Origin of the sequence: Streptomyces coelicoflavus, assembly GCF_003112555.1 — a bacterium.
Classification (GTDB): Bacteria; Actinomycetota; Actinomycetes; order Streptomycetales; family Streptomycetaceae; genus Streptomyces; species Streptomyces coelicoflavus.
In genome coordinates, this window is record NZ_BEWB01000010.1 from 118,299 (window position 1) to 144,300 (window position 26,002).

Annotated in this window: 21 protein-coding genes; 12 read left to right on the top strand and 9 right to left on the bottom strand. The window is 71.9% G+C overall.

Features of this window, described 5'->3' with window-relative positions; translation table 11 throughout:
- Window positions 1–50 precede the first annotated feature (50 nt).
- Window positions 51–284 (top strand): chaplin ChpH, encoded by a 234-nt coding sequence (chpH, locus tag Sco07f_RS24365; protein WP_007388273.1) that lies wholly within the window; start codon window positions 51–53, stop codon window positions 282–284.
- 178 nt (window positions 285–462) lie between these two features.
- Window positions 463–1,227: a chaplin gene (locus tag Sco07f_RS24370; protein WP_108989204.1), complete on the top strand. Its 765-nt coding sequence runs from the start codon at window positions 463–465 to the stop codon at window positions 1,225–1,227.
- A 96-nt stretch (window positions 1,228–1,323) separates the two neighbouring features.
- Here the strand turns inward: Sco07f_RS24370 and Sco07f_RS24375 are convergent, their stop codons facing one another.
- The gene (locus Sco07f_RS24375) at window positions 1,324–1,512 is read right to left on the bottom strand and encodes a DUF5703 family protein (protein WP_007388288.1); all 189 of its coding nucleotides are present in this window, start codon (window positions 1,510–1,512) and stop codon (window positions 1,324–1,326) included.
- 47 nt (window positions 1,513–1,559) lie between these two features.
- On the opposite strand from Sco07f_RS24375, the gene Sco07f_RS24380 reads away from it, so the two are divergent.
- Window positions 1,560–2,339, top strand: a complete 780-nt coding sequence (locus Sco07f_RS24380; RefSeq protein WP_108989205.1) for a hypothetical protein — start codon at window positions 1,560–1,562, stop codon at window positions 2,337–2,339.
- A 113-nt stretch (window positions 2,340–2,452) separates the two neighbouring features.
- On the opposite strand, the gene Sco07f_RS24385 is transcribed toward Sco07f_RS24380, so the two are convergent.
- Together Sco07f_RS24385 and Sco07f_RS24390 are read right to left on the bottom strand one after the other, a co-directional pair.
- Window positions 2,453–4,792: a helix-hairpin-helix domain-containing protein gene (locus Sco07f_RS24385; RefSeq protein WP_108989206.1), complete on the bottom strand. Its 2,340-nt coding sequence runs from the start codon at window positions 4,790–4,792 to the stop codon at window positions 2,453–2,455.
- Window positions 4,789–5,775 (bottom strand): aldo/keto reductase, encoded by a 987-nt coding sequence (locus Sco07f_RS24390; RefSeq protein ID WP_042825857.1) that lies wholly within the window; start codon window positions 5,773–5,775, stop codon window positions 4,789–4,791. The genes Sco07f_RS24385 and Sco07f_RS24390 overlap by 4 nt, the downstream gene beginning before the upstream one ends.
- Window positions 5,776–5,888: 113 nt before the next feature.
- On the opposite strand from Sco07f_RS24390, the gene Sco07f_RS24395 reads away from it, so the two are divergent.
- On the top strand, window positions 5,889–6,944 hold the full coding sequence (locus Sco07f_RS24395) for an LLM class F420-dependent oxidoreductase (RefSeq protein ID WP_007447876.1): 1,056 nt from the start codon (window positions 5,889–5,891) through the stop codon (window positions 6,942–6,944).
- Window positions 6,945–7,182: 238 nt separating this feature from the next.
- Window positions 7,183–7,971 (top strand): hypothetical protein, encoded by a 789-nt coding sequence (locus Sco07f_RS24400; protein ID WP_087791820.1) that lies wholly within the window; start codon window positions 7,183–7,185, stop codon window positions 7,969–7,971.
- A 16-nt stretch (window positions 7,972–7,987) separates the two neighbouring features.
- Here the strand turns inward: Sco07f_RS24400 and corA are convergent, their stop codons facing one another.
- Window positions 7,988–8,983, bottom strand: coding sequence for a magnesium/cobalt transporter CorA (corA, locus tag Sco07f_RS24405; protein ID WP_042825855.1), 996 nt, complete (start codon window positions 8,981–8,983; stop codon window positions 7,988–7,990).
- Between the two features lie 61 nt (window positions 8,984–9,044).
- Between corA and Sco07f_RS24410 the strand changes: the two genes are divergently transcribed.
- The 4 genes from Sco07f_RS24410 (at window position 9,045) to mshC (ending at window position 12,533) form a co-directional block, all read left to right on the top strand.
- On the top strand, window positions 9,045–9,731 hold the full coding sequence (locus Sco07f_RS24410) for a histidine phosphatase family protein (RefSeq protein WP_007447872.1): 687 nt from the start codon (window positions 9,045–9,047) through the stop codon (window positions 9,729–9,731).
- An 82-nt stretch (window positions 9,732–9,813) separates the two neighbouring features.
- The gene (locus tag Sco07f_RS24415; RefSeq protein ID WP_007447870.1) at window positions 9,814–10,404 is read left to right on the top strand and encodes a DUF3090 domain-containing protein; all 591 of its coding nucleotides are present in this window, start codon (window positions 9,814–9,816) and stop codon (window positions 10,402–10,404) included.
- Complete coding sequence (locus tag Sco07f_RS24420; RefSeq protein WP_007447868.1) at window positions 10,368–11,201, top strand: SCO1664 family protein; 834 nt, start codon at window positions 10,368–10,370, stop codon at window positions 11,199–11,201. Before Sco07f_RS24415 ends, Sco07f_RS24420 begins: the two co-directional genes overlap by 37 nt.
- A 102-nt stretch (window positions 11,202–11,303) precedes the next feature.
- The gene (gene mshC, locus Sco07f_RS24425; protein ID WP_108989207.1) at window positions 11,304–12,533 is read left to right on the top strand and encodes a cysteine--1-D-myo-inosityl 2-amino-2-deoxy-alpha-D-glucopyranoside ligase; all 1,230 of its coding nucleotides are present in this window, start codon (window positions 11,304–11,306) and stop codon (window positions 12,531–12,533) included.
- Between the two features lie 193 nt (window positions 12,534–12,726).
- Here the strand turns inward: mshC and parJ are convergent, their stop codons facing one another.
- The 5 genes from parJ to Sco07f_RS24450 form a co-directional block, all read right to left on the bottom strand.
- Window positions 12,727–13,710: a filament polymerization regulator ParJ gene (parJ, locus tag Sco07f_RS24430; RefSeq protein ID WP_087791824.1), complete on the bottom strand. Its 984-nt coding sequence runs from the start codon at window positions 13,708–13,710 to the stop codon at window positions 12,727–12,729.
- A 150-nt stretch (window positions 13,711–13,860) separates the two neighbouring features.
- Complete coding sequence (locus Sco07f_RS24435) at window positions 13,861–15,477, bottom strand: glycerol-3-phosphate dehydrogenase/oxidase (protein WP_007447885.1); 1,617 nt, start codon at window positions 15,475–15,477, stop codon at window positions 13,861–13,863.
- Window positions 15,478–15,485: 8 nt separating this feature from the next.
- Complete coding sequence (glpK, locus tag Sco07f_RS24440) at window positions 15,486–17,045, bottom strand: glycerol kinase GlpK (RefSeq protein ID WP_007447884.1); 1,560 nt, start codon at window positions 17,043–17,045, stop codon at window positions 15,486–15,488.
- 90 nt (window positions 17,046–17,135) lie between these two features.
- Window positions 17,136–17,930, bottom strand: a complete 795-nt coding sequence (locus tag Sco07f_RS24445; protein WP_007447883.1) for an MIP/aquaporin family protein — start codon at window positions 17,928–17,930, stop codon at window positions 17,136–17,138.
- 446 nt (window positions 17,931–18,376) lie between these two features.
- Window positions 18,377–19,141 (bottom strand): IclR family transcriptional regulator, encoded by a 765-nt coding sequence (locus tag Sco07f_RS24450; protein WP_003977167.1) that lies wholly within the window; start codon window positions 19,139–19,141, stop codon window positions 18,377–18,379.
- 391 nt (window positions 19,142–19,532) lie between these two features.
- Between Sco07f_RS24450 and metH the strand changes: the two genes are divergently transcribed.
- The 3 genes from metH to Sco07f_RS24470 all read left to right on the top strand — a co-directional run bounded on the left by metH (window position 19,533) and on the right by Sco07f_RS24470 (window position 25,916).
- Window positions 19,533–23,045, top strand: coding sequence for a methionine synthase (gene metH / locus Sco07f_RS24455; protein ID WP_108989208.1), 3,513 nt, complete (start codon window positions 19,533–19,535; stop codon window positions 23,043–23,045).
- A gap of 125 nt (window positions 23,046–23,170) precedes the next feature.
- Window positions 23,171–23,872, top strand: a complete 702-nt coding sequence (locus tag Sco07f_RS24460) for an HAD family hydrolase (protein WP_007447864.1) — start codon at window positions 23,171–23,173, stop codon at window positions 23,870–23,872.
- 442 nt (window positions 23,873–24,314) lie between these two features.
- Window positions 24,315–25,916, top strand: a complete 1,602-nt coding sequence (locus tag Sco07f_RS24470) for an ABC transporter substrate-binding protein (protein WP_054103203.1) — start codon at window positions 24,315–24,317, stop codon at window positions 25,914–25,916.
- The last annotated feature ends 86 nt before the right edge of the window (window positions 25,917–26,002 follow it).

Sequence of the window (26,002 nt, forward strand, 5' to 3'; positions counted from 1 at the left end):
GGTAATGCGATCGGCAACTTTGGGATCGCGTTTGCCAACTAGGAGGAACAATGCTCAAGAAGGTCGTCGCCGCTGCGGCTGCCACCGGTGGTCTGGTTCTCGCGGGCGCGGGCATGGCCGTCGCCGACTCCGGTGCGCAGGGTGCCGCCGTGCACTCGCCCGGCGTCCTTTCCGGCAACGTCGTTCAGGTTCCCGTGCACGTGCCGGTGAACGTCTGCGGCAACACCATCGACGTGATCGGCCTGCTGAACCCGGCCTTCGGCAACGTCTGCATCAACAAGTGACGTTGTGCCTCGCCCCGTGAGGACGTGATGCCGCCGGCCCCGGAGCGCGCGCCATGCGCTCCGGGGCCGACGGCCTTTCGGGGGACATTCGAGGCGAGTGGACGACAGTGACGCCGGAATTCCGGCACTCTCGGCATTCTCGGTACCACGGGACCAGGACAAGGCAGGGATTCAGGAAATGCGACAGGTCACCCGCAAGGGCCTGATGACGATGGCGGCGGCCACCGGCGTGATCGCCGCCGCGGGCGGTGCCGCCCACGCGGACTCGGGTGCGCACGGTTCGAGTTCGGGCTCGCCCGGCGTGCTGTCCGGCAACACGGTGCAGGCGCCGGTGCACGTGCCGGTCAACGTCTGCGGCAACACGGTGGACGTGGTCGGCGTCCTCAACCCGGCGATGGGCAACTCGTGCGCCAACCAGGGCGGCGACGCCTCCGGAGGGCACGGCGACCCGGGCGGATACGGCGACTCCGGGAGCCACGACGGGGCGCACGGGGACTCCGGGGGCTCTCACGCGGGCGGTCACGCCACCGACTCGCCGGGCGTCGGCTCCGGCAACCACGTCGAGGTGCCGATCGACGTGCCGGTGAACGTGTGCGGCAACAGCATCGACGTGGTCGGCGCCCTCAATCCGGCCTTCGGCAACGACTGCGACAACGGGGGAGGAGGCGGGGACCACTCGACGCCCCCCGGCGACCACGAGACGCCTCCGGAGAAGCCGGACAACCCCGATACTCCGGACAACCCGTCCGGTCCGGACGGCGATACGCCGGGCGACTCCACGGAGCACAACCGGCCGGGCACCCAGACGGTCGCCCAGCCCGGCGGCCACGCGGCGCTCGCCGAGACCGGCAGCGACCTGCCGCTGGGCCTCGTCCTGCCGGTGGGCGCCGGCGCGCTGCTCGCCGGCACGGTGCTCTACCGCAAGGCACGCGCCTCGGCGTGAGAGGGACACACCGGCACACGGAACGGGCTCCGCATCGGCGGGGCCCGCTCCGCGTCCACCTCCGTCACTCGCGCCCGACCGGTCCCGGACACCGGATCACCAGGTGGCGCGCACCTGGCGGATGATCCGCCGCCGCAACCGCACCTTGCGGCTGCCGTCACGCAGCAGGGTCAGGCGGTACAACTCCCAGTGTCCGTACTCGGCATGGTCCGTCAGCTGACGTGTCGCCTCCTTGCGGGTGACCCCGCGCGGTAGGTACACATCGACAAATTCGTATTCCGGCATCGAATCTATTGTGCGGGCTGGGGCCCGGTACGGATAGCGTCTGCACTATGTCTGATGCTGCGCAGCCCACCGCTGCCGAGGTACGCGCCGCCGCCGAGGCGGTCAAGACCGCGCTCGACCGCCACCTTGCGGCGGTCGAACGCCGGTCGGGAGAGGAAGACCCGGCCGTCTACGACGCGTTCAACGAGCTGGCCGCGGCCGCGGAGGCGTACGACGAACTGCTCTACGACCGGTACGACGAGGTCACTCCCTTCGAGATCCCCGGCGAGGACACGCTGCCGCCGTACACGGGCCCCGAGGAACCCAGCGCGCTCAGCGTCCTGATCCGCCGCGACTACGCCGTGGCCGAGCCGCAGCGGCTGATGGCCCAGGCCCGACGGGTCGAGGCGGCGGACGAGGAGGGGCCGGGCGTGGAGGCCTCGAACACGGTGCACGGGGCGCTCGGCCTCCTGTTCGGCGAGTTCGAGCCGGACGAGATCGCCTCGCGGCACAAGGAGTTCGGGCTGGAGGAGGGCGACTCCACGCTCTGGGTGACGGCCGCGGACGAGAGTGCCGACCCCGGCGAGTGGCTGGAGGCGCCGTTCGAGGAGGCCGACCCGGAGCGGGTGGTCTGCCGCTTCGACGTCAGCGCGGTCTTCGACGAGGAGCTCGACGACGACATCGACGACGTCGACGACGCGGACGACGAAGACGACGAAGACGACGACGGCGACCTGCCGGAGCTGGACGAGGACCTCGACGCCAGCCTCGACACGGACACGGACACGGACACGGACGAGGACGACGACCCGGCCGGTGACCCGGCCCGTCTGGAGGGCGACCGCTGAGCGCCCGGGGCCACGGCACGGGACGATGCCGTGGCCCCGGGGCGGTGTCGGCTGCGTGCCGTGGCCGCCCGGCGCGGGGCGGCCGGGCGGGTTGCAGGGGTCGGGCGCCCGGATCAGTCGGTGGCCGGGACCTGCGGCGTGAGCAGGACCGGCAGCCGGGTCGTCCGGGGTTTGGCCGGGATCTCCGACACGGCGCGCGGAAGCGCCTGCTCCACACCGTGCACCACGGACAGGTGGCGGGCGGCCCGGCCGAACGCCGTGTAGATCCAGGGGCGGCTGAGGGCCGGCACGGCGTCGCCGGGCAGCACCACGACCACCGCGGGCCAGCGGCCGCCCAGCGCCTGGTGGGCGGTCAGCGCCCAGCCGTGCCGCACGGAACCCTCCACCCGGTCCTGGGGCACGACCACGGTCTCACCCGCGCACGACAGGTGCAGCCCGTCGGCGTCCGCCCCGACCACCCGGCCCGGCAGCACCCGGCCCGGCGCCGGGGTGTGGACGACACGGTCGCCGGGGTCGAAGCCGCCGAAGCGGCCGGGACCCGGGTTCAGCCGTTCCTTCAGGGCCGCGTTGAGCACCCGAGTGCCCGCGGCGCCGCCGTGGCCCGGGGTGATCACCTGGGTCTCCTCGGCCGGAACGCCGATCGCGCGCGGCACCGAGTCCGCGACGAGCTGGACGGTGCGGTGGACCGCCTCGCCCGCGTCGCGCACCGGCACGATCACGACCTCCTTGCCGGGCGCCTCCACCTGGCCCAGCTCGCCGATGCCGATGCCGGAGACCAGTTCGCCGAGGGGACCGGGATCCGGGCGCCGTGAGGCGACCTGGGGGCAGAGCCGGGCCGCCAGCAGATCCGCGAAGACCCGCCCGGGACCCACGGACCAGAGCACCGCGGGGTCCCCGGTCAGCACCAGCCGGGCCCCGTCCGGCAGCGACTCCGCGAGGAGGGCGCCCGCCTCCACGTCGAGCTGCGGCGCGTCGAGCACGACGAGCAGGTCGAGGTCCAGCGCCCCGTCGGCGTCCCGCCCCGGCCCCTCGGCGCCGGTCAGCAGCCCGGTCACGGTGACGGCGGCAGGGGCGGTGGCGGGGGCGGGTGCGGCCTGTCCCGGTCCGGGGGAGGGTGACTCGGACGATGGGTCGCCCAGCAGGGCGGCGAAGCGGTCGCGGCCGAGCGGGCCGGGCGCGGCGGCCCAGGCCCGCAGGCCCAGGGCGTGCGCCGCCCGCAGCAGGGCGGCGGGCTCGGCCAGGGACGCCTCGCCTCCGGTGTGCAGGACCAGCCCGTGGCCCGCGACGGCGCGGATCAGCTCGGCGGCGGAGCCCTGTGCGGAGGCGGCGGCCTGCTCCCAGTCCGCGGCGGAGCCGTCCTGCTTGGGCGGCGAGTTGACCAGCCGGGACAGGCCGTCGGCGAGGCTCTCCTCGGCGAGCGCGTACCGCTCGAGGCCGATCAGCACCCGCACGGGGCGTTCCTCGCCCTCGCCCTCCGCGCTCTCGCCCTCCGCACCCGCTCCGTCCGTGCCGCCCGCCGCTCCGCCCGCCGCGCGCTCGGGCCGGGCACCGGGCTCGTCCAGGGCGTCCTGGAAAGCCAGTGCCTCGCCCTCGGCCAGCGCGCCCTGCACGGCCGCGTCGGGATCGGGGACGCCCCGCTGGGCCAGTGTGGCGGTGAGCCGCGGCAGCTCCAGCGCCGTGTGCCCGGCCAGGGCCGCCTGCTCCAGCAGCCAGACGGTGATGGCACGGCCGCGCCGCTCGTCGTCCGGACCGCACTGGGCGCCGAGCAGTGCGCGGGCGAACCCGTCGGCCTGCTCCGGCCGCACTCCGGCGACCCGGAGCAGCTGCCAGGGATCCGCGCGCAGCGCCTCCTCCGCACCCTCGCCGAGGAGCGCGGCGGTCTGCGGGGCGAGCGACTCGGGGGCGCCTCCCTCGGCCAGGACGTCCCGCACCGACCGCACGGTCTCCGGCGCCGGTCCCACCGGCCCGGCGGGGGTGGCGGCCGGCTCGGGGTGCGCCGGACGGGGCCGTCGTACCGGCTCCGGGGCGGGGCGGCGCGCGGGCTCGGGGGCGCCGAAGACCGCGGCCGCCGGCTTCTCGCCGCTCTCCACGGCGCGTACGGCCGCGAGCAGATCGGCCGCCGTGCCGCTCAGCTTGCCGCCGGCGTCGATCGGCCCCTGCTTCCCAGCCTTCCGCCGCTCGATCCGCTCCCGCTCGACCCGCTGCGCGGCCAGCTCGGCCTCGCCCTCGGACACCTGCGCGGCCGCTTCGCCCCCGTCACCGGAGCCGGCCGCGGACTCGGCCGGGGCGTCCGGCTCCGCGGCGTCCGGTTCTGCGGCGTCCGGTTCTGCGGCGTCCGGCTCCGCGGCGTCCGGAGTGTCCGGCGCGGACACCTCGGCCGTGCCCGGGGTCTCCGGCCCGGCGTCCACGGCGTCCGTGGTGTCCTTCGAGGCGGGCTCGGGCTCCGTGCTCACAGCGTGCTCCAGTCGTGATCGGGATAGCGGTGCACGGGCGCCGACACGTCGTCGAGAGCCCGGCAGATCTCGTCAGGAAGACTAAGGGCCTCCACTGACAACGCCGCCGTGAGCTGCTGCGCGGTGCGCGGGCCAATGATCGGGGCGACCACCCCGGGCCGGTCGCGGACCCAGGCCAGCGCCACCTGGAGCGGCGTCACCGCGAGCCCGTCCGCCGCCGTCGCCACCGCGTCCACGATGTGCCCGGCCGTGTCGTCGAGGTAGGGCTCGACGAACGGAGCCAGATGGTCCGAGGCACCCCGCGAGTCCGGCGGGGTCGCGTCCTTGCGGTACTTGCCCGTGAGCACCCCGCGGCCCAGCGGGGACGAGGGCAGCAGACCGATGCCCAGGTCCAGGGCGGCCGGCAGCACCTCCCGCTCGACGCCCCGCTGGAGCAGCGAGTACTCCATCTGGGTGCTCGCCACCCGGTTGCGGACGCCCGGCGCCGCCAGCTGCCAGGTCGCCGCCTTGGCCAGCTGCCAGCCGCAGAAGTTGGACACCCCCGCGTAGCGCGCCCGGCCGCTGCTCACCGCCACGTCGAGGGCGTGCAGCGTCTCCTCCAGCGGGGTGTGCGGGTCGAAGGCGTGCAGGTGCCACACGTCCACGTGGTCCGTGCCCAGGCGGGCCAGGGAGGCGTCCAGCGCGGAGAGGAGGTGGGCGCGCGAACCGTCGAAGCGGCGGTCCGGGTCGGGCACGCTGCCCGCCTTGGTCGAGATCACCAGGTCCCGGCGCGGCACCAGGCCCTCCATCAGCCGCCCGAGCAGGTACTCGGACTCCCCGTCGCCGTACACGTCCGCCGTGTCGACGAGGGTCCCGCCCGCTTCCCAGAAGGTCTTCAAGAGGTCCGCGGCGTCATGCTCGTCCGTGTCCCGGCCCCAGGTCAGGGTGCCGAGACCGATGCGGGACACGCGCAGGCCGGTGCGGCCGAGATGCCTCTGCTCCATGAACGCCGACATTACTGGCCACGGCTTGCCCTGTGGGGGCCTGTGGACAACCGAATTCCGCGCGCTAAGGTCGGGGCACCAGCCACGTTACTGATCGGTAAGGGGAATCGGCCATGCAGCTCGGGATCAACCTCGGCTACTGGGGTGCCGGAATGGACGCGGACAACCTGGCCGTCGCCCAGGAGGCCGACCGGCTCGGATACGCCGTGTGCTGGGCCGCCGAGGCCTACGGCTCCGACGCGGCCACCGTGCTGACCTGGGTCGCCGCCCAGACCGAGCGCATCGACGTGGGCTCGGCCATCTTCCAGATCCCGGCCCGCCAGCCCGCCATGACCGCGATGACCGCCGCCACCCTGGACTCCCTGTCGAAGGGCCGCTTCCGCCTCGGCCTCGGTGTGTCGGGACCGCAGGTCTCCGAGGGCTGGTACGGCGTCAAGTTCGACAAGCCGCTCGCCCGCACGCGTGAATACGTCGAGATCGTGCGCAAGGCGATGACCCGGGAGCGGCTGTCCTACGAGGGGCGGCACTGGACGCTGCCGCTGCCCGACGGCCCCGGCAAGCCGATCAAGCTGACCGTGCACCCGCAGCGCGAGCACATCCCGCTGTACATCGCGGCGATCGGCCCGAAGAACCTGGAGCAGACCGGCGAGATCGCCGACGGCGCCCTGCTCATCTTCCCCTCCGCCGACCACCTGGAGGAGACCGCCGTCAAGCACCTGCGCGCCGGACGCGAGAAGGCCGGCAAGACCCTCGACGGCTTCGACATCTGCCCCACACTGCCGCTCGCCCTCGGCGACGACAAGGACGTCACCGCCCTCGCCGACACCTTCCGGCCGTACACCGCGCTGTACGTCGGCGGCATGGGCAGCCGCAAGCAGAACTTCTACAACCAGCTCGCCCAGCGCATGGGCTACGAGCAGGAGGCCGCCGAGATCCAGGACAAGTACCTGTCCGGCGACAAGCAGGGCGCCGCCGAGGCCGTACCGCACGAGCTGATCGACCGGACGACGCTGCTCGGCTCCGTCGACCGCATCGCCGACCGGATGAAGGCCTACGCCGCGGCCGGGGTCACCACCCTCACCCTCGCCCCCGCGGGCTTCACCCTGGACGAGCGGCTCGCCGCGCTCCGGGCCGGCACCGACGCCCTGGAGCGCGCCGGACTGGCGTGACACGGGAGGAAAGTTTCTGCGGCCGTGGTGGGGGCTCGGGGGTCTTCCCCGCCACGGCCGTCACGAGGAACAACGCGCCCACGCGCGCGGGGTTACGCCTCCCGTCGGCCCCGGCCCTCCTTCTTTCGGCGCAGTCGTCCGCCGCACCTGTTGCCGCGCACCCGCACCCGCACTTGACTCGTGCATCGCGGAGTGTGCGGAACCTGCGGAACCACGCAGCGGCAGAGAGGTGCCCCCGATGCTTTCGGCCAAGAGTCTCTTCCAGGAGATCCTCGACAACGACGAGTCGTTCCGTCTCTTCTGCTCCATCGCGGCCAGCGGCGAGTCCCAGGGAGGCTGGGAGAACGCGCGCATCGCCGCGCTGGTCCCCGACAGCGAACGGCACCTCGCCCCCAAGATCACCCGGCACGGCGCGGACGAGGACAAGCACGGCCGGATCTTCAACGCCCTGCTGAAGAAGCGCGGTCTCGAGCCCGTCGACGTCCCGCCCGAGACCGACTACACGATGCTCCTCGAGCGGCACGGCATCGGCCTCGCCCACGAGAAGCTCAAGGCCGACCAGCCACTCACCGTGCGGGACGTCATCACCTACCTCGCCCACAGCAGGGTCACCGAGCAGCGCGCCGCCGAACAGATGGCCATGCTCCTCAAGCACTTCGCCGACCACCCCGACCTCGGCCGGGCGGTCCGGATGATCTCGGCCGACGAGGACAACCACCTCGCCTACTCCCACGAGGAACTGCTCCACTACGCGGCCGCCGGACACGCCCCGTACATCCGCCGGACGCTGCGCGAGTGCGCGCACGCCGAGATCCGCGTCCACCGCGACGTCAGCCTCGCGGTGATGGCCCGCATGGGGCGCATCCTGGGCTGGTCGCGCGCCAGGTCGGCGCTGCTCGCGGCAGGCATCCACGCGGTGTACGCCGCCGAGCGCGCGGCCGGCTGGCGGCGCATGGTGACGCTCCGGACACCCGAACGGCGCGACGCGCTCGGCGGACCCGCCGCCGCGGCCCCCGAGGTCGCCTGACCGGCCCCGGCGCGTCCTACAGCCAGCCCCGGCGCTTGAACTGCCGGTACAGCAGCACCTCCAGGACGGCCATCAGCGCGATCACCGCCGGATAGCCCCACGTCCAGTGCAGCTCCGGCATGTGGTCGAAGTTCATGCCGTAGATCCCCGCGAGCATCGTGGGAACCGCCGCCATGGCCGCCCACGCCGAGATCTTCCGCATGTCGTCGTTCTGCCGGACGCTCGTCTGGGCCAGATGCGCCGACAGGATGTCCGAGACCAGCCGGTCCAGGCTCTCCACCGACTCGTTCACGCGCGTGAGGTGGTCGCTCACGTCCCGGAAGAAGGGCCGCGCCCTGTCGTTCACGAACGGCACCCCGCCGCCGTACGCGCCCGTACCGGCCAGCCGGGCCAGCGGCGGCGCGAGCGGACCGGTCGCCCGGCGGAACTCCAGCACCTGCCGCTTGAACGTGTAGATCCGCGACGCCGTGTGCCGGGAACCGCCGCCCTCCGGAGAGAAGACCTCCGCCTCCAGCTCCTCCAGGTCCGTCTGGAGCTCGACCGCCACGTCCAGGTAGTGGTCGACGGTGGCGTCCGCTATCGCGTACAGCACCGCGGTGGGCCCCTTGCCGAGCAGTTCCGGCTCGTGCTCCAGCCGCTGCCGCACGGCCTTCAGCGGGGACCCCTCACCGTGCCGGACGACCACCGCGAAGGCGTCGCCCAGGAAGATCATCAGCTCGCCCGTGGAGACGGCGTCGCTGTGCGGCTCGTACACCACCGGCTTCAGCACGGCGAAGACCGAGTCGTCGTACACCTCCAGCTTGGGCCGCTGATGCGCCTTGAGCGCGTCCTCCACCGCCAGCGGATGCAGCCCGAACTCCTGGCTGACCAGGTCGAACTCCTCCGCCGTCGGCTCGTGCAGACCGATCCACACGAAGCCGCCCGCCCCGCGCGCCGCGCCGAGCGCGTCGGAGAGGTCCTCGGGCCCGTCCGTGCGGTGCCCGTCCCGGTAGATGGCACAGTCGACGATCACCGAACCCATTCTCCCCTCGTCCGGGCGCCCCTGTACCGCGCCGTACGCCTACCCTGGCCGCATGCCCACGCTGATCCTGGTTAGGCACGGACGCTCCACCGCCAACACCGAGGGGCTGCTCGCCGGCTGGACGCCCGGCGTCGCCCTCGACGAACGCGGGGCCGCGCAGGCCGCCGCGCTCCCCGGGCGGCTCGCCGGCCTGCCGCTCTCCGAGATCGTCACCAGCCCCCTGCAACGCTGCCAGGAGACCCTGCGGCCGCTGCTCGACGCCCGGCCCGAACTGCGGGCCCACACCGACGAACGGATCGGGGAGTGCCACTACGGCGACTGGTCCGGCCGCAAACTCGCCGAGCTCAAGGACGAGCCCCTGATGGAGGTGGTGCAGGCGCACCCCTCCGCCGCGGCCTTCCCCGGCGGCGAGTCCATGCGCGCCATGCAGACCCGCGCCGCCGAGGCGGTACGCGAGTGGAACGCGCGCGTGGAGCGCGACCACGGCCCCGACGCCGTCTACCTCATGTGCTCCCACGGCGACATCATCAAGTCCCTCGTCGCCGAGGCACTCGGCCTCCACCTCGACCTCTTCCAGCGGATCTCCGTCGAACCCTGCTCCGTCACCGCCATCCGCTACACCCGGCTGCGCCCGTTCCTCGTCCGCCTCGGCGACACCGGCGACTTCGCCTCCCTCGCCCCGCACGAGGAACCGTCCGGCGACCAGGCCCCGGTCGGGGGTGGTGCGGGCGCACCGTGATCGTCCGCCGCAGTAGGGTGAACCGGTCGCGGCAGCACTGCCCCCGATCTTCCGCTTTCCCCGACTCCCATGGAGACAGGACGTGTCCCGTCAGGTGTTCCTCTACGACCAACCGGAACGTTTCGTGGCCGGTACGGTCGGGCTGCCCGGGCGCCGTACGTTCTTCCTCCAGGCCACCGCAGGCTCCCGGGTGACCAGCGTGGCCCTGGAGAAGACCCAGGTCGCCGCCCTCGCCGAACGCATGGACGAGCTTCTGGACGAAGTCGTACGGCGCAGCGGCGGCAGCACCGTCGTCCCCGCCACCGCGCCCACCGGCCCCGCCGACACGGCGCCGCTGGACACCCCCGTCGAGGAGGAGTTCCGGGTCGGCACCATGGCGCTGGCCTGGGACGGCGAGGACCAGCGCATGATCGTCGAGGCGCAGGCCCTCGTGGAGCTGGACGCCGAGTCCGAGGAGGACCTGGCGGAGGCCGAGGAGCGGCTGCTCCAGGACGAGGAGAACGGCCCGCCCATGCTCCGCGTCCGCCTGACCGGCGCGCAGGCCAGGGCCTTCGCCAAACGCGCCCTCGACGTCGTCAACGCCGGGCGGCCGCCGTGCCCGCTGTGCAGCCTCCCGCTCGACCCGGAAGGACACGTATGTCCGCGCCAGAACGGATACCGCCGCGGAGCGTGACCACCGACGCGGCGGCGGCCGAACTGCTCGCCCTGGGCGAACTGACCGTGCGCGGACGCATCCGTGACGCCTCCAACGCGGCCCTGTACTGCACGGTGACGCACGAGGGACGCGAGGCGGCCTGCGTCTACAAGCCGGTCGCCGGGGAGCGACCGCTCTGGGACTTCCCCGACGGCACCCTCGCCCAGCGCGAGGTCGCCGCCTACGAGGTCTCCGAGGCCACCGGCTGGGGCCTGGTCCCGCCCACCGTGCTGCGCGACGGCCCGTACGGCGAGGGCATGGTCCAACTGTGGATCGAGACCGTGCCGGACACGGAACTGCTCGCCCTCGTCGACGAGGAGGAGCCCGGCCCCGGCTGGAAGGGCATCGCGCTCGCCGAGGTCGGCGAGGGGCGCACCGCCCTGCTCGTGCACGCCGACGACGAACGCCTGCGCCGGCTCGCCGTCCTGGACGCCGTCATCAACAACGCCGACCGCAAGGGCGGCCACCTGCTGCCCGCGGCGGGGGAGCGGCTGTACGGCATCGACCACGGCGTCACCTTCAACGCCGAGAACAAGCTGCGCACCCTCCTGTGGGGCTGGGCGGGCGACCCGCTCACCGCGGAGACCCTGGCGGTGCTCGACGCCCTCAAGGAGGCGCTGAAGGACGGCGGCGGCGCCCTGGCGACCCGGCTCGCCGCGCTCATCACCCCCGCCGAACTCGACGCCACGCGCGCGCGGGTCGACGCCCTGCTGGCCTCCGGCAGGCACCCCGAACCGAGCGGCGAGTGGCCGGCCATCCCCTGGCCGCCCGTGTAGGCATCCGCCGTCACACCGGCCGGTCTGGCGCAAGAGCGCCTTACCGGCCATCCGGCCCGGTCCGGTTCGTGTACGGAACATCCGTCCGGTTAGGCTCATGACATGCATGCCTGGCCCGCTTCCGAGGTCCCCGCCCTGCCTGGTCAGGGCCGCGACCTGAGGATCCACGACACCGCGACCGGCGGCCCGGTCACCCTCGACCCCGGTCCCGTCGCCCGTATCTACGTCTGCGGCATCACGCCGTACGACGCCACCCACATGGGGCACGCGGCGACCTACAACGCGTTCGACCTCGTGCAGCGCGTGTGGCTCGACACCAAGCGGCAGGTCCACTACGTCCAGAACGTCACCGACGTGGACGACCCGCTCCTCGAGCGGGCCGTGCGCGACGGGGTCGACTGGACCGCCCTCGCCGAGCAGGAGACCGCCCTCTTCCGCGAGGACATGACGGCGCTGCGGATGCTCCCGCCCCAGCACTACATAGGCGCCGTCGAGGCCATACCCGGCATCGTCCCGCTCGTCGAGCGGCTGCGTGACGTCGGCGCGGCCTACGAGCTGGAGGGCGACGTCTACTTCTCCGTCGAGGCGGACCCGCACTTCGGCGGCGTCTCCCACCTCGACGCCGCGACCATGCGGCTGCTCTCCGCCGAGCGGGGCGGCGACCCCGACCGGCCCGGCAAGAAGAACCCGCTCGACCCGATGCTGTGGATGGCCGCCCGCGAGGGCGAGCCCAGCTGGGACGGCGGGTCGCTCGGCCGCGGGCGCCCCGGCTGGCACATCGAGTGCGTCGCCATCGCCCTCGACCACCTCGGCATGGGCTTCGACGTCCAGGGCGGCGGCTCCGACCTCGCCTTCCCGCACCACGAGATGGGCGCCTCGCACGCCCAGGCCCTCACCGGCGAGTTCCCGATGGCCAAGGCGTACGTGCACGCCGGCATGGTCGGTCTCGACGGCGAGAAGATGTCCAAGTCCAAGGGCAACCTGGTCTTCGTCTCCCAGCTGCGCCGCGAGGGCGTCGACCCGGCCGCCATCCGGCTCACGCTGCTCGCCCACCACTACCGGTCCGACTGGGAGTGGACCGACCAGGTGCTGGAGGACGCCCTCGCCCGCCTCGACCGCTGGCGCGCCGCCGTCTCCCGCCCCGACGGCCCGCCCGCCGAGGCCCTGGTGGAGCAGATCCGCGAGGCCCTCGCCAACGACCTGGACTCCCCGGCCGCCCTGGAAGCGGTCGACCGCTGGGCAGCCCTCCAGCAGGAGACGGGCGGCACGGACATCGGCGCCCCGGGCGTGGTCTCCCGGGCGGTGGACGCGCTGCTGGGCGTGGCCCTGTAAGCCCCCTCGCGTAGCTGTGCCCACCCGTGCCGCCCCAGCGGCACGGGTGGGCACTGGGGGCACATCCCAGGCCGTTCAGGCACTGGGGGAGGCACCCGGCAAGCGCCGGTTCGCATCCCCCGCAGGGACCCGCACGGAAACGACTGAGGGGCGCTCCCACCAGGGAAGCGCCCCTCAGTACATGCGGTAGGACTCAGTCCTCCGACGACTCCTCGTCGTCCCCGCCCGCCTTCGGCGGCTTCGGCGGCCGCGTCCGCCCGCTCGGATTGTCCCGCAGGAACGGCGTACCGGCCGGACCCTCGCCCCCGTCCGCCGTGGCGTGCCCGCCCGGCCCGCCCCCGTCCCGCCGCCGCAGATACCGCTCGAACTCCCGCGCGATCGCCTCGCCCGACGCCTCCGGCAGCTCCGCCGTGTCCCGGGCCTCCTCCAGCGACTGCACGTACTCCGCGACCTCGGTGTCCTCCGCGGCCAGCTGGTCCACGCCCACCTGCCAGGCGCGCGCGTCCTCGGGCAGCTCGCCCAGCGGGACCCGCACCCCGATCAGGTCCTCCAGCCGGTTCAGCAGGGCCAGCGTGGCCTTCGGGTTCGGCGGCTGCGACACGTAGTGCGGCACCGCCGCCCACAGCGAAACCGCCGGCACGCCCGCGTGCGCGCACGCCTCCTGGAGGATGCCGACGATGCCCGTGGGCCCCTCGTACTTGGTCTCCTCCAGGTCCATGCGCCGGGCCAGGTCGGCGTCCGACGTGGTGCCGCTGATCGGGACCGGACGGGTGTGCGGTGTGTCGCCCAGCAGGGCACCCAGGACGACCACCAGCTCGACGCCCAGCTCGTGGGCGAAGCCCAGCAGCTCGTTGCAGAACGAGCGCCAGCGCATGGACGGTTCGATGCCCCGCACGAGCACCAGGTCGCGCGGTTTGTCGCCCCCGACCCGGACCACCGAGAGCCTCGTCGTCGGCCAGGTGACCTTGCGGACGCCGTCCTCGATGAACACCGTGGGACGGTTGACCTGGAAGTCGTAGTAGTCCTCGGCGTCCAGCGCCGCGAACACCTCGCCCTTCCACTCCTTGTCGAGATGCGCGACCGCGGTGGAGGCGGCGTCACCGGCATCGTTCCAGCCCTCGAACGCGGCCACCATGACCGGGTCGACCAGCTCGGGAACCCCCTCGAGCTCGATCACCCAGCGCCTCCTTCCGACGTGCCCTCGCGTACCCCCCAACCTTACGGCGTGCCGAGGGGCCGCCCGCAGCCCCTTCGCACGGGGCAGTGAACGGATCACTGCCCCGTGCCCGGCGTGCGGACACCCGCCGCCCGTCGTTGAAAGGGGCCCCTACTTCTTGTCGAGCACGTCCTGGACCCGCGTGCGGACGTCGTCCGTGGCCAGGCCGCGGATCGTCAGCGTCGTACGGCGGCGCAGCACGTCGTCCGCCGTCTCGGCCCACTCGTTGTCCCGGGCCCACACGACCTGCGCCCAGATCTCCGGGGCGTCCGGGTGCACGCGCTGCGCCAGCTCCGGGCTCTCGTTGGCGAGCCGGGCGATGTCGAAGGCGAGCGAGCCGTAGTGCGTGGCCAGGTGCCTGGCGGTGTCGGCCGCCATGCGCGGGCCGGGTGCGGAGCCGTCCACCAGCAGCCGGTGGGCCACCGCGCGCGGGTTGGCGACGCCGGGCAGCGGCAGCTTCTTCGGCAGCGACGCGATCGGCTCGAAGCCGTCGCCCAGGGGGTGGCCGGGCAGCGACTCCAGCTTCTTCATCACCGTACGGCCGATGTGGCGGAAGGTGGTCCACTTGCCGCCCGCGACGGACAGCATCCCGCCCCGGCCCTCGGTGACGACCGTCTCGCGCTTGGCCTTCGACGTGTCTCCGGGGCCGCCGGGCAGCACCCGCAGGCCCGCGAAGGAGTACGTGATGAGGTCACGGTCCAGCTGCTGGTCGCGGATGGAGAACGCGGCCTCGTCGAGTATCTGGGCCACGTCCTTGTCGTTGACCGCGACGTCCGCCGGGTCGCCCTCGAACTCCTCGTCGGTGGTGCCGAGCAGCAGCATGTCCTCCCAGGGGAGGGCGAAGGTGATCCGGTACTTGTCGATCGGCGTGGCCAGCGCGGCCTTCCACGGCGCCGTGCGCTTGAGCACCAGGTGCGCGCCCTTGGACAGGCGGATGGACGGGGCCGCGGCCGGGTTCTCCATGCGGCGCAGGTGGTCGACCCACGGGCCGGTCGCGTTGAGCACCAGGCGGGCGTTCACCCCGAACTCGTCGCCGGACAGCCGGTCCTTCAGCTCGGCGCCGGTCACCCGGCCGTCGGTGAAGCGCAGCCCGGTGACCTCGGCGTGGTTGAGGACCACCGCGCCGGAGTCGACCGCCGCGCGGACGGTCATCAGGGCCATGCGGGCGTCGTTCATCTGGTCGTCGCCGTACACGGCCACGGCCTTGAGGTTGTCGGTGCGCAGTTCCGGCACGTCCTGCGCGGCCTTCGCCGGGGAGAGCAGGTGGCCGACGCCGTCGCCGAAGGCGGACAGCGCCGAGTACGCGAAGACGCCGGCCCCGAGCTTCGCCGCGCCGTGCGGCCCGCCCTTGTACACGGGGAGGTAGAAGGTGAGCGGGTTCGCCAGGTGGGGGGCCACCTGGCGGGAGACCGCGCGGCGCTCGAAGTGGTTCTCCGCCACCAGCTTCACCGCGCCGGTCTGCAGGTAGCGCAGTCCGCCGTGGAGCAGCTTGGAGGAGGCGGAGGAGGTGGCGCCGGCGAAGTCGCCGGCGTCGACCACGGCCACCCTGAGGCCGGACTGCGCGGCGTGCCAGGCGGTGGAGATGCCCAGGATGCCGCCGCCGATCACGAGAAGGTCGTACGACGCCTTGGAGAGCTGCTCCCGGGTCTCGGCCCGGCTCGGGTTCGAGCCGGAGGCCGGGTGCGTACCCAGGGCAGGCACGGACTGCAGGGTGGACTGAGTGGTCATGGTGGTTCTTACTCCTCGTCCTCGAGCCAGCCCATGGTCCGCTCGACGGCCTTGAGCCAGCTCTTGTACTCACGGTCGCGGATCTCCGCGTCCATGCGGGGGGTCCACTCGGCGGCCCGCCGCCAGTTGGCGCGCAGGTCGTCGGTGCTGTTCCAGAAGCCGACGGCCAGGCCGGCGGCGTAGGCGGCGCCGAGGCAGGTGGTCTCGGCGACCATGGGGCGCACCACGGGGGCGTCCACGAAGTCGGCGAGGGTCTGCATCAGCAGGTTGTTGGAGGTCATGCCGCCGTCGACCTTGAGGGCGGTCAGCTCCACACCGGAGTCCTTCGTCATGGCGTCCGCGATCTCGCGGGTCTGCCAGGCGGTGGCCTCCAGCACGGCGCGCGCGAGGTGCGCCTTGGTGACGTACCGGGTGAGACCGGCGATCACACCGCGGGCGTCGGAGCGCCAGTACGGGGCGAACAGGCCGGAGAAGGCCGGTACGAAGTAGGCGCCGCCGTTGTCCTCGACGGTCAGGGCGAGGGTCTCGATCTCGGCGGCGGTGGAGATCAGGCCCATCTGGTCGCGCATCCACTGCACCAGCGAACCGGTGACGGCGATCGAGCCCTCCAGGGCGTAGACCGTGTCCTGGTCGCCGATCTTGTAGCCGACCGTGGTCAGCAGGCCCGAGTAGGAGTTGATCAGCTTGTCACCGGTGTTCATCACCATGAAGGTGCCGGTGCCGTACGTCGACTTGGTCTCGCCCTCGGAGAAGCAGGTCTGGCCGAAGAGGGCCGCCTGCTGGTCGCCGAGCGCCGAGGCGACCGGGATGCCGCCGAGCAGCTCGCCGAGGCGGCCGCCGGTGATCTCGCCGTAGACCTCGGCGGAGGAGCGGATCTCGGGGAGCATCTGCATCGGCACGCCGATGGACTCGGCGATCTTCTCGTCCCACGCCATGGTGTGCAGGTTCATCAGCATGGTGCGCGAGGCGTTGGTGACGTCGGTGACGTGCTTGCCGCCGTTCACGCCGCCGGTCAGGTTCCAGATGACCCAGGTGTCCATGGTGCCGAAGAGCAGGTCGCCCGCCTCGGCGCGCTCGCGCAGACCGTCGACGTTGTCGAGCAGCCAGCGGGCCTTGGGACCGGCGAAGTAGGAGGCGAGGGGGAGGCCGGTCTCGCGGCGGAAGCGGTCCTGGCCGACGTTGCGGCCGAGCTCCTTGCACAGGGCGTCGGTGCGGGTGTCCTGCCAGACGATGGCGTTGTGGACGGGCTCACCGGTGTTCTTGTCCCAGACGAGGGTGGTCTCGCGCTGGTTGGTGATGCCGATGGCCTTGATGTCGTCGCGGGTGATGCCGGCCTTCTCGACGGCTCCGGCGACGACCTCCTGGACGTTGGTCCAGATCTCGGCGGCGTCGTGCTCGACCCAGCCCGGCTTCGGGAAGATCTGCTCGTGCTCCTTCTGGTCGACGGAGACGATGCGCCCGTCGCGGTCGAAGACGATGCAGCGCGAGGAGGTCGTGCCCTGGTCGATCGCGGCGATGAACGGCCCGTGGCCGTGGGAGGCGATGCCGGTGGTGTGGGCGTCGGTCACTGTGTGCTCCTGGGGTTCCGTGGTGGGTGGCGGTGGCCGGTGCGTACGGCGCGTGGTCTGCGGCTCGATGATCGCCGAGCGGGGGCCCGCTCAGGCGAACGCGACGTTGTAGACACCTCCGGCGATCGCACCGCCGATCAGCGGACCGACGACCGGGATCCAGGCGTAGGACCAGTCGGAGCCGCCCTTGTTGGGCAGCGGCAGCAGGGCGTGCACGATGCGCGGGCCGAGGTCGCGGACCGGGTTGATCGCGTATCCCGTCGGACCGCCGAGCGACAGACCGATGGAGACCACGACGAAGCCGGTGATCAGGGCGCCCAGGACGCCGAGTCCGTTGCCCTCGTCGTTCAGGCCCTGGGTGAGGATGGCGAGCAGCAGCACGAAGGTGCCGATGATCTCGGTGGCGAGGTTCTGGACCGTGTGCCGGATCTCGGGTCCGGTGGAGAAGATGCCCAGGACCGGGCCCGCGCCCTTCTCCTGCGCCTCGACGGACTTGGCCGTCGTGTCCTGCGCGCCGGGGCCGCCGACGATCTCCCGGTCGGTGAGGTGAGCCTGGAACTGTCCGTAGTAGGCGACCCAGACCAGGACCGCGCCGATCATGGCGCCGAGGAGCTGACCCGCGAAGTAGGTCGGCGTGTTGCTCCAGTCGCCGTCCTTGATCGCGATGCCGACCGTCACGGCCGGGTTGAGGTGGGCGCCGGAGAGCGGACCCGATATGTACGCCGCCGTCATGACCGCGAAGCCCCACCCGAAGGCGATGGCGAGCCAGCCGGCGTTGCGGGCCTTGGAGGCCTTGAGCGTGACGGCGGCACACACGCCGCCGCCGAGCAGGATGAGCAGGGCGGTACCGATGGTCTCGCCGATGAAGATGTCGGAGCTGGACACCCGCGACTCCTTTGTCCTTCGTCCAGGGAAAGCCGAACCCCGGGTCCCTCCGGGTGTTCCGGCGCCCTCGGTGTGAGAGCGATGGCGGCCCTTGGCACTGGGGACACTCTAACGCGTATTGCCGGTAGGTGTTCGACAATGCCGACCGATGGACGCGAGTCTCGTTCGGCGTCACGCGCGCGTCAAGAGCTGTGTTATCGAAAGCACGATCGTTATTGATCGTCGTGGGTTATCGATCTCCCGCCACGCCGCCACGCCGCCACGCCGCCACGCCGTCACGCCGCCACGCCGCCACGCCGCCACGCCGCCACGCGCGACGCCGCCACGCGCCACGCGCCACGCCGCCCGGCGGCCACGCCGCCCCGCGGGAACGGCGAAGGCCGGAACACCCTCGGTGTCCCGGCCCTGTGTCGGCCCGTATCGGCCCGCGCCTGCGCGCGTGCGCCCTAGAACCGCCCGGCGCCCAGGTCCCGCGACACAGCGCGGGCGCAGTCCCGCACCGCCGCGACCAGCTCGGGCCGCAATTCGCCCTCCCGGCACAGCCGCTCCACGGCCCCGGTGATGCCGACCGCGCCGACCGGCATCCGCCTGCGGTCGTGGATGGGGGCGGCGATGGAGGCGATGCCCTCCCAGGTCTCCTCGACGTCGGCGGCGTACCCCCGCGCGCGCGTGATGTCCAGGACGTGCTCGAAGCTGTCCGGTTCGCAGACCGTCCGGTCCGTGAACGCCTTGCGGTCGGCCTCCAGTGCCTCGCTGTGCGCCACCGGGTCGTACGCGGAGAGCACCTTGCCCAGTGCCGTCGAGTGCAGCGGCTGCATGGCCCCGATCTCCAGGACCTGCCGGCTGTCGTCGGGCCGGAAGACGTGGTGCACGATCAGGACGCCCTGCTGGTGCAGGACACCGAGGTGGACGCTCTCGCCGCTGGAGCGGGCCAGGTCGTCCGTCCACACCAGGGCGCGCGCCCGCAGCTCGTGCACGTCCAGATAGGTGGTGCCCAGGCGCAGCAGCTCGGCGCCCAGCTGGTAGCGCCCGGAGGCGTCGTCCTGCTCGACGAAGCCCTCCTGCTGGAGGGTGCGCAGGATGCCGTGCGCGGTGCCTTTGGCCAGACCCAGCGACGAGGCGATGTCCGACAGGCCGAGCCGCCGCTCGCCGCCCGCGAGCAGGCGCAGCATCGCGGCCGCCCGCTCGAGCGACTGGATGTTCCGTGCCATCGACGTACTGCCTCCGTCCCCTTCGACTGCCGACCTCGGCGTCGCTGACGTCGTTCGGCAATGCCGAACACTACCGGTCCATGCCGACCTCCCGCCAATGGTCGGCGGGCAACTGTTGCACTTCGGCCACCTCCCGGTGACCGCGGACGAACCCCGGGGAGCGCGTCCACCGGACGCGTGCCACGGCCCTCCGCGGACCGTTCGGGAAGGGGGAACTCGTCCGTTCGGCCGGTATTCGCCCCGCCATACTCGTCCGTCTCGTGGACTCCCTGACCATCGGCCCCCGGTCCCGGCTACCCTGGCGGCGTGCGTTCTCCCCGGGGGCGTCCACCACGGACGGCACCGGGCATGGCGCAAAGCCGACAGCCGTCGCATCCTAGGGAGCCCTTTCATGGCCTCGTCGCCATCCACCCCGCCCGCCGACACCCGCACCCGCGTGTCCGCCCTTCGAGAGGCGCTGGCCACCCGTGTGGTGGTCGCCGACGGTGCGATGGGCACCATGCTCCAGGCCCAGAACCCCACGCTGGAGGACTTCCAGCAGTTGGAGGGGTGCAACGAGGTCCTGAACCTCACCCGGCCGGACATCGTGCGCTCGGTCCACGAGGAGTACTTCGCCGTCGGTGTCGACGCGGTGGAGACCAACACCTTCGGTGCCAACCACTCCGCCCTCGGCGAGTACGACATTCCCGAGCGCGTCCACGAACTGTCCGAGGCGGGTGCCCGCGTCGCCCGCGAGGTCGCCGACGAGTTCGCCGCCCGTGACGGCCGGCAGCGCTGGGTGCTGGGTTCCATGGGCCCCGGCACCAAGCTCCCCACCCTCGGCCACGCCCCCTACCCGGTGCTGCGCGACGCCTACCAGCGCAACGCCGAGGGTCTGGTCGCCGGTGGCGCGGACGCCCTGCTGGTGGAGACCACCCAGGACCTGCTCCAGACCAAAGCCTCCGTACTCGGCGCGCGGCGTGCGCTGGACGCCCTGGGCCTGGACCTGCCCGTCATCGTGTCCGTGACGGTGGAGACGACCGGCACGATGCTCCTCGGCTCGGAGATCGGCGCCGCGCTCACCGCGCTGGAGCCGCTCGGTATCGACATGATCGGCCTGAACTGCGCCACCGGTCCGGCCGAGATGAGCGAGCACCTGCGCTACCTCGCCCGCCACTCCCGCGTCCCGCTGTCCTGCATGCCGAACGCCGGTCTGCCCGTCCTCGGCAAGGACGGCGCGCACTACCCGCTGACCGCGCCCGAGCTGGCCGACGCGCAGGAGACCTTCGTCCGCGAGTACGGCCTGTCCCTGGTCGGCGGCTGCTGCGGTACCACTCCCGAGCACCTGCGCCAGGTCGTCGAGCGGGTGCGCGGCACGGCCCCCACCGCACGCGACCCGCGCCCCGAGCCCGGTGCCGCCTCCCTCTACCAGACCGTCCCCTTCCGCCAGGACACCTCCTACCTCGCCATCGGTGAGCGCACCAACGCGAACGGGTCGAAGAAGTTCCGTGAGGCGATGCTGGAGGGCCGCTGGGACGACTGCGTGGAGATGGCCCGCGACCAGATCCGCGAGGGCGCGCACATGCTCGACCTGTGCGTGGACTACGTCGGCCGGGACGGCGTGGCGGACATGGAGGAGCTGGCGGGACGGTTCGCGACCGCCTCCACGCTGCCGATCGTGCTGGACTCCACCGAGGTCGACGTGATCCGGGCGGGTCTGGAGAAGCTCGGCGGGCGTGCGGTGATCAACTCGGTCAACTACGAGGACGGCGCGGGCCCCGAGTCCCGCTTCGCCCGCGTCACCACGCTGGCGCGGGAGCACGGCGCCGCGCTGATCGCGCTCACCATCGACGAGGTGGGACAGGCCCGCACCGCGGAGAAGAAGGTCGAGATCGCCGAACGGCTCATCGACGACCTCACCGGGAACTGGGGCATCCACGAGTCCGACATCCTCGTCGACTGCCTGACCTTCACCATCTGCACCGGCCAGGAGGAGTCCCGCAAGGACGGCCTGGCCACCATCGAGGGCATCCGCGAGCTGAAGCGGCGCCACCCGGACGTGCAGACCACGCTCGGTCTGTCGAACATCTCCTTCGGTCTCAACCCGGCCGCCCGCATCCTGCTGAACTCCGTCTTCCTCGACGAGTGCGTCAAGGCCGGCCTGGACTCGGCGATCGTCCACGCGTCGAAGATCCTGCCGATCGCCCGTTTCGACGAGGAGCAGGTCACCACCGCCCTCGACCTGATCTACGACCGCCGCCGCGAGGGCTACGACCCCCTCCAGAAGCTGATGCAGCTCTTCGAGGGCGCCACCGCCAAGTCGCTGAAGGCGTCCAAGGCCGAGGAACTGGCCGCCCTCCCGCTCGAGGAACGCCTCAAGCACCGCATCATCGACGGTGAGAAGAACGGCCTGGAGCAGGACCTCGACGCCGCCCTCCAGGAGCGCCCGGCCCTGGACATCGTCAACGACACGCTGCTGGACGGCATGAAGGTCGTCGGTGAGCTGTTCGGTTCCGGGCAGATGCAGCTGCCGTTCGTGCTCCAGTCCGCCGAGGTGATGAAGACCGCGGTGGCCCACCTGGAGCCGCACATGGAGAAGACCGACGACGACGGCAAGGGCACCATCGTGCTGGCCACCGTCCGCGGCGACGTCCACGACATCGGCAAGAACCTCGTCGACATCATCCTGTCCAACAACGGCTACACCGTCGTCAACCTCGGCATCAAGCAGCCCGTCTCCGCGATCCTGGAGGCCGCCGACGAGCACCGGGCCGACGTCATCGGCATGTCCGGCCTCCTGGTCAAGTCCACCGTGATCATGAAGGAGAACCTGGAGGAGCTCAACCAGCGCAAACTGGCCTCCGACTACCCGGTCATCCTCGGCGGCGCCGCCCTCACCCGCGCCTACGTCGAACAGGACCTCCACGAGATCTACGACGGCGAGGTCCGCTACGCCCGCGACGCCTTCGAGGGCCTGCGCCTGATGGACGCCCTCATCGGCATCAAGCGCGGCGTTCCCGGCGCGAAGCTGCCCGAGCTGAAGCAGCGCCGGGTGCGGGCGGCCACCGTCGAGATCGAGGAGCGGCCCGAGGAGGGCAGCGTCCGCTCCGACGTCGCCACCGACAACCCCGTCCCCGCCCCGCCCTTCCGCGGCACCCGCGTCGTCAAGGGCATCCAGCTCAAGGAGTACGCCTCCTGGCTCGACGAGGGCGCCCTCTTCAAGGGCCAGTGGGGCCTCAAGCAGGCCCGCACCGGCGAGGGGCCCTCCTACGAGGAACTCGTCGAGTCCGAGGGCCGGCCCCGCCTGCGCGGCCTCCTCGACCGGCTCCAGACCGACAACCTCCTCGAGGCGGCCGTCGTCTACGGCTACTTCCCCTGCGTCTCCAAGGACGACGACCTCATCGTCCTCGACGAGGCGGGCAACGAGCGCACCCGCTTCACCTTCCCCCGCCAGCGCCGCGGCCGGCGGCTCTGCCTGGCCGACTTCTTCCGCCCGGAGGAGTCCGGCGAGACCGACGTCGTCGGCTTCCAGGTCGTCACCGTCGGCTCCCGCATCGGCGAGGAGACCGCCCGCATGTTCGAAGCCAACGCCTACCGCGACTACCTCGAACTCCACGGCCTGTCCGTCCAGCTCGCCGAAGCCCTCGCCGAGTACTGGCACGCCCGCGTCCGCTCCGAACTCGGCTTCGCCGGGGAGGACCCGGCCGAGATGGAGGACATGTTCGCCCTGAAGTACCGGGGCGCCCGCTTCTCCCTCGGCTACGGAGCCTGCCCCGACCTGGAGGACCGCGCCAAGATCGCCGCCCTCCTCGAGCCCGAGCGCATCGGCGTCCACCTGTCCGAGGAGTTCCAGCTCCACCCCGAGCAGTCCACCGACGCCATCGTCATCCACCACCCGGAGGCGAAGTACTTCAACGCCCGCTGAGGCGCCGTACCGCCTCCAGGGCCACACCAGGCGTTCGCGCCCCGCACGACGTACACTGGTCGGTCCACTGCAGGCCGGCTCCCTTCGTGGGAGCCGGCCTGATCGTCCCTCAAGGAGGTACGTGGATGACCAGTACGGTCCCCGCGCTCGGAACCCGTACGGCCGAAGGCTCCGCCCTACAGGCCGTGCTCCTCGACATGGACGGCACCCTGGTGGACACCGAGGGCTTCTGGTGGGACGTCGAGACGGAGGTCTTCGCCTCCCTCGGCCACACCCTCGACGACTCCTGGCGCCACGTCGTGGTCGGCGGCCCCATGACCCGCAGCGCGGGCTTCCTCATCGAGGCCACCGGCGCCGACATCACCCTCGCCGAACTCAGCGTCCTGCTCAACGACGGCTTCGAGCAGCGCATCGGCCGCGACCTGCCGCTGATGCCCGGCGCCGCCCGGCTGCTCACGGAGCTGTCCGCACACCAGATCCCCACGGCCCTGGTCTCCGCCTCGCACCGGCGCATCATCGACCGCGTGCTGAAGACGCTGGGCCCCCAGAACTTCGCCCTCACCGTCGCGGGCGACGAGGTGCCCCGCACCAAGCCCCACCCCGACCCGTACCTGGCCGCAGCGGCCGGACTCGGTGCGGACCCGGCCCGCTGCGCCGTCGTCGAGGACACCGCGACCGGCGTCGCCGCCGCGGAGGCCGCCGGCTGCCACGTCGTGGCGGTGCCCTCGGTCGCCCCCATCACCCCGGCCGCCCGGCGTACCGTGGTCGCCTCCCTGGAAGAGGTCGACCTGACATTTCTGCGCGGCCTGATGACCCAAATGCGCTAGCCGTTCACCGAGCGTGCAGCGACGTTAAGGCGGCAATTCCGGGAAGGGCCGCACGGGCGACCCGACCGGTGTTCCCGGGCTATTTCCACCACCTCGGACAGTCGAATTCCGGCACCGGCGGCCGAAGTCCAACTGTGATGTTCGCCACGCCGAAAGGGGTCGACAGGTGAGCTCAGGTGTGCCCCGTCCGGCTTGGCGAACGTTGTCGAGGAGACCTTGTGTCCTGATTGGTGAAACCCTGCACTAATCCTTCCACTGTCGGGTTTTCGGTGTGTCCACACCCGGTTTCACTCCGTGATGAGCACTCAACTCCGGTGGCTGCGAGCCCCCGTGCGGGCGCGGACTAATCTCGACGCCAGAACATCGGCCACTACCCCCGTGATCCGCCGCGACACCCCTGCATGCCGGATACACGGACCGACAGCTCTGGAGAAACTCGAGCATGAACCGCAAGACTTTGGTGCTGCCGGCCGTCGTCGGCCTGCTCGCGCCGGTGCTCGCCGCCTGCGGAGGATCGGACAGCGGCAGCGGCGACGGGGACGCGATCGTCGTCGGCACCACGGACCGGTTCAGCCTGGACGGGATGCCGGCGCCCTTCGACCCGGCGTACGCCTACGACGTCGGCGCCTGGAACATCATGCGCCAGACCTCGCAGACGCTGATGGTGCTGCCCCGCGGTGACGGCGAACCCGTCCCCGAGGCCGCCAAGCAGTGCGGATTCACCGACACCGGCAACGAGCGCTACGCCTGCACCCTGCGGGACGGCCTGGAGTTCGCCAACGGCGACCCCGTCACCGCGGAGGACGTGAAGTACTCCTTCGAGCGCGTCCGGAAGATCGAGGCGGACACCGGGGTGGCCGCGCTGCTGTCCACCGTGGACACCATCGAGACGAAGGGCGACCGCGAGGTCATCTTCCACCTCAACACCGCCGACGCCACCTTCCCGTTCAAGCTGTCGACGCCGGTCGCCGGCATCGTCAACCCGGCCGACTACGAGAAGGACAAGGTCCGCGACGGCTTCGAGCTGACCGGCTCGGGCCCGTACACGATGAAGGCCGAGGTCAAGGGCGACGAGATGACCAAGGCCGTGTTCACCAAGAACCCCAATTACAAGGGGAGTCTCAAGGTGAACAACGACAAGGTCGAACTCGTCTCCTTCGCCGACGCCGAGGCGATGGGCGACGCCATCGACAAGGGCGACATCGACGTGATGACCCGCGCGATGACGCCGGAACAGGTCCAGAACCTGTCCAAGGCCACGGACGGCGACGTCGACCTGGTCGAGGTGGCCGGTCTCGAGATCCGCTACCTCGCCTTCAACACGGACGCGGCGACGGTCAAGGACAAGGCCGTCCGCACGGCGATGGCCCAGCTCATCAACCGCAGCGAACTCGTCTCCGCGGTCTACGGATCCCAGGCCGAACCGCTGTACTCGATGGTTCCGGCCGGCATCACCGGCCACTCCAACTCGTTCTTCAACAAGTACGGCGACCCGAGCGTCGCCAAGGCGAAGGCGATGCTGGAGGACGCGGACATCACCACGCCGGTCAAGCTGACGATGCACTACACGACGGACCACTACGGCGCCGCGACCAAGCCGGAGTTCGAGCAGCTCCAGAAGCAGCTGAACGACAGCGGTCTGTTCGACGTCGACATCAAGGGCACGCCCTGGGACAAGTTCCAGAAGGCGGAGCGAAACCGCGAGTACGACGTCTTCGGCATGGGCTGGTTCCCCGACTTCCCGGACGCGGACAGCTTCATCGCGCCGTTCCTCGACAAGGGCAACACCCTCAACATGCCGTACAGCAACCCGGAGATCATCAACGACCTGATCCCCGCCTCCCGCGGCGAGGCCGACCGGCTCTCCGCGGTGGACGACCTCACCAAGATCCAGGACATCACCGCCAAGGACGTCCCGCTGATCCCGCTGTGGCAGGGCAAGCAGTACGTCGCCACCCGCGACGACGTCACCGGCACGGCCTACCTCCTCAACTCCTCCTCCTCGCTCCAGCTCTGGGAGCTGGGCCGGGGCGTGAGCGGCTGACGCCGACGCCGGACGGCTGACGCCTGCACCGGACAAGCCCGAAGGGCGCCCTCTTCTCGTCGGAAGAGGGCGCCCTTCGGTCGTGC

What these genes read in the sequence shown, in the direction of transcription:
- Sco07f_RS24375 (WP_007388288.1), bottom strand. Translation starts at nt 1,512, where the DNA reads ATGCCGGAATACGAATTTGTCGATGTGTACCTACCGCGCGGGGTCACC.
- Sco07f_RS24400 (WP_087791820.1), top strand. Translation starts at nt 7,183, where the DNA reads ATGCTTTCGGCCAAGAGTCTCTTCCAGGAGATCCTCGACAACGACGAG.
- Sco07f_RS24420 (WP_007447868.1), top strand. Translation starts at nt 10,368, where the DNA reads ATGTCCGCGCCAGAACGGATACCGCCGCGGAGCGTGACCACCGACGCG.
- Sco07f_RS24380 (WP_108989205.1), top strand. Translation starts at nt 1,560, where the DNA reads ATGTCTGATGCTGCGCAGCCCACCGCTGCCGAGGTACGCGCCGCCGCC.
- Sco07f_RS24470 (WP_054103203.1), top strand. Translation starts at nt 24,315, where the DNA reads ATGAACCGCAAGACTTTGGTGCTGCCGGCCGTCGTCGGCCTGCTCGCG.
- chpH (WP_007388273.1), top strand. Translation starts at nt 51, where the DNA reads ATGCTCAAGAAGGTCGTCGCCGCTGCGGCTGCCACCGGTGGTCTGGTT.
- Sco07f_RS24390 (WP_042825857.1), bottom strand. Translation starts at nt 5,775, where the DNA reads ATGGAGCAGAGGCATCTCGGCCGCACCGGCCTGCGCGTGTCCCGCATC.
- Sco07f_RS24370 (WP_108989204.1), top strand. Translation starts at nt 463, where the DNA reads ATGCGACAGGTCACCCGCAAGGGCCTGATGACGATGGCGGCGGCCACC.
- Sco07f_RS24435 (WP_007447885.1), bottom strand. Translation starts at nt 15,477, where the DNA reads ATGACCACTCAGTCCACCCTGCAGTCCGTGCCTGCCCTGGGTACGCAC.
- mshC (WP_108989207.1), top strand. Translation starts at nt 11,304, where the DNA reads ATGCATGCCTGGCCCGCTTCCGAGGTCCCCGCCCTGCCTGGTCAGGGC.
- metH (WP_108989208.1), top strand. Translation starts at nt 19,533, where the DNA reads ATGGCCTCGTCGCCATCCACCCCGCCCGCCGACACCCGCACCCGCGTG.
- Sco07f_RS24395 (WP_007447876.1), top strand. Translation starts at nt 5,889, where the DNA reads ATGCAGCTCGGGATCAACCTCGGCTACTGGGGTGCCGGAATGGACGCG.
- Sco07f_RS24450 (WP_003977167.1), bottom strand. Translation starts at nt 19,141, where the DNA reads ATGGCACGGAACATCCAGTCGCTCGAGCGGGCGGCCGCGATGCTGCGC.
- Sco07f_RS24410 (WP_007447872.1), top strand. Translation starts at nt 9,045, where the DNA reads ATGCCCACGCTGATCCTGGTTAGGCACGGACGCTCCACCGCCAACACC.
- Sco07f_RS24460 (WP_007447864.1), top strand. Translation starts at nt 23,171, where the DNA reads ATGACCAGTACGGTCCCCGCGCTCGGAACCCGTACGGCCGAAGGCTCC.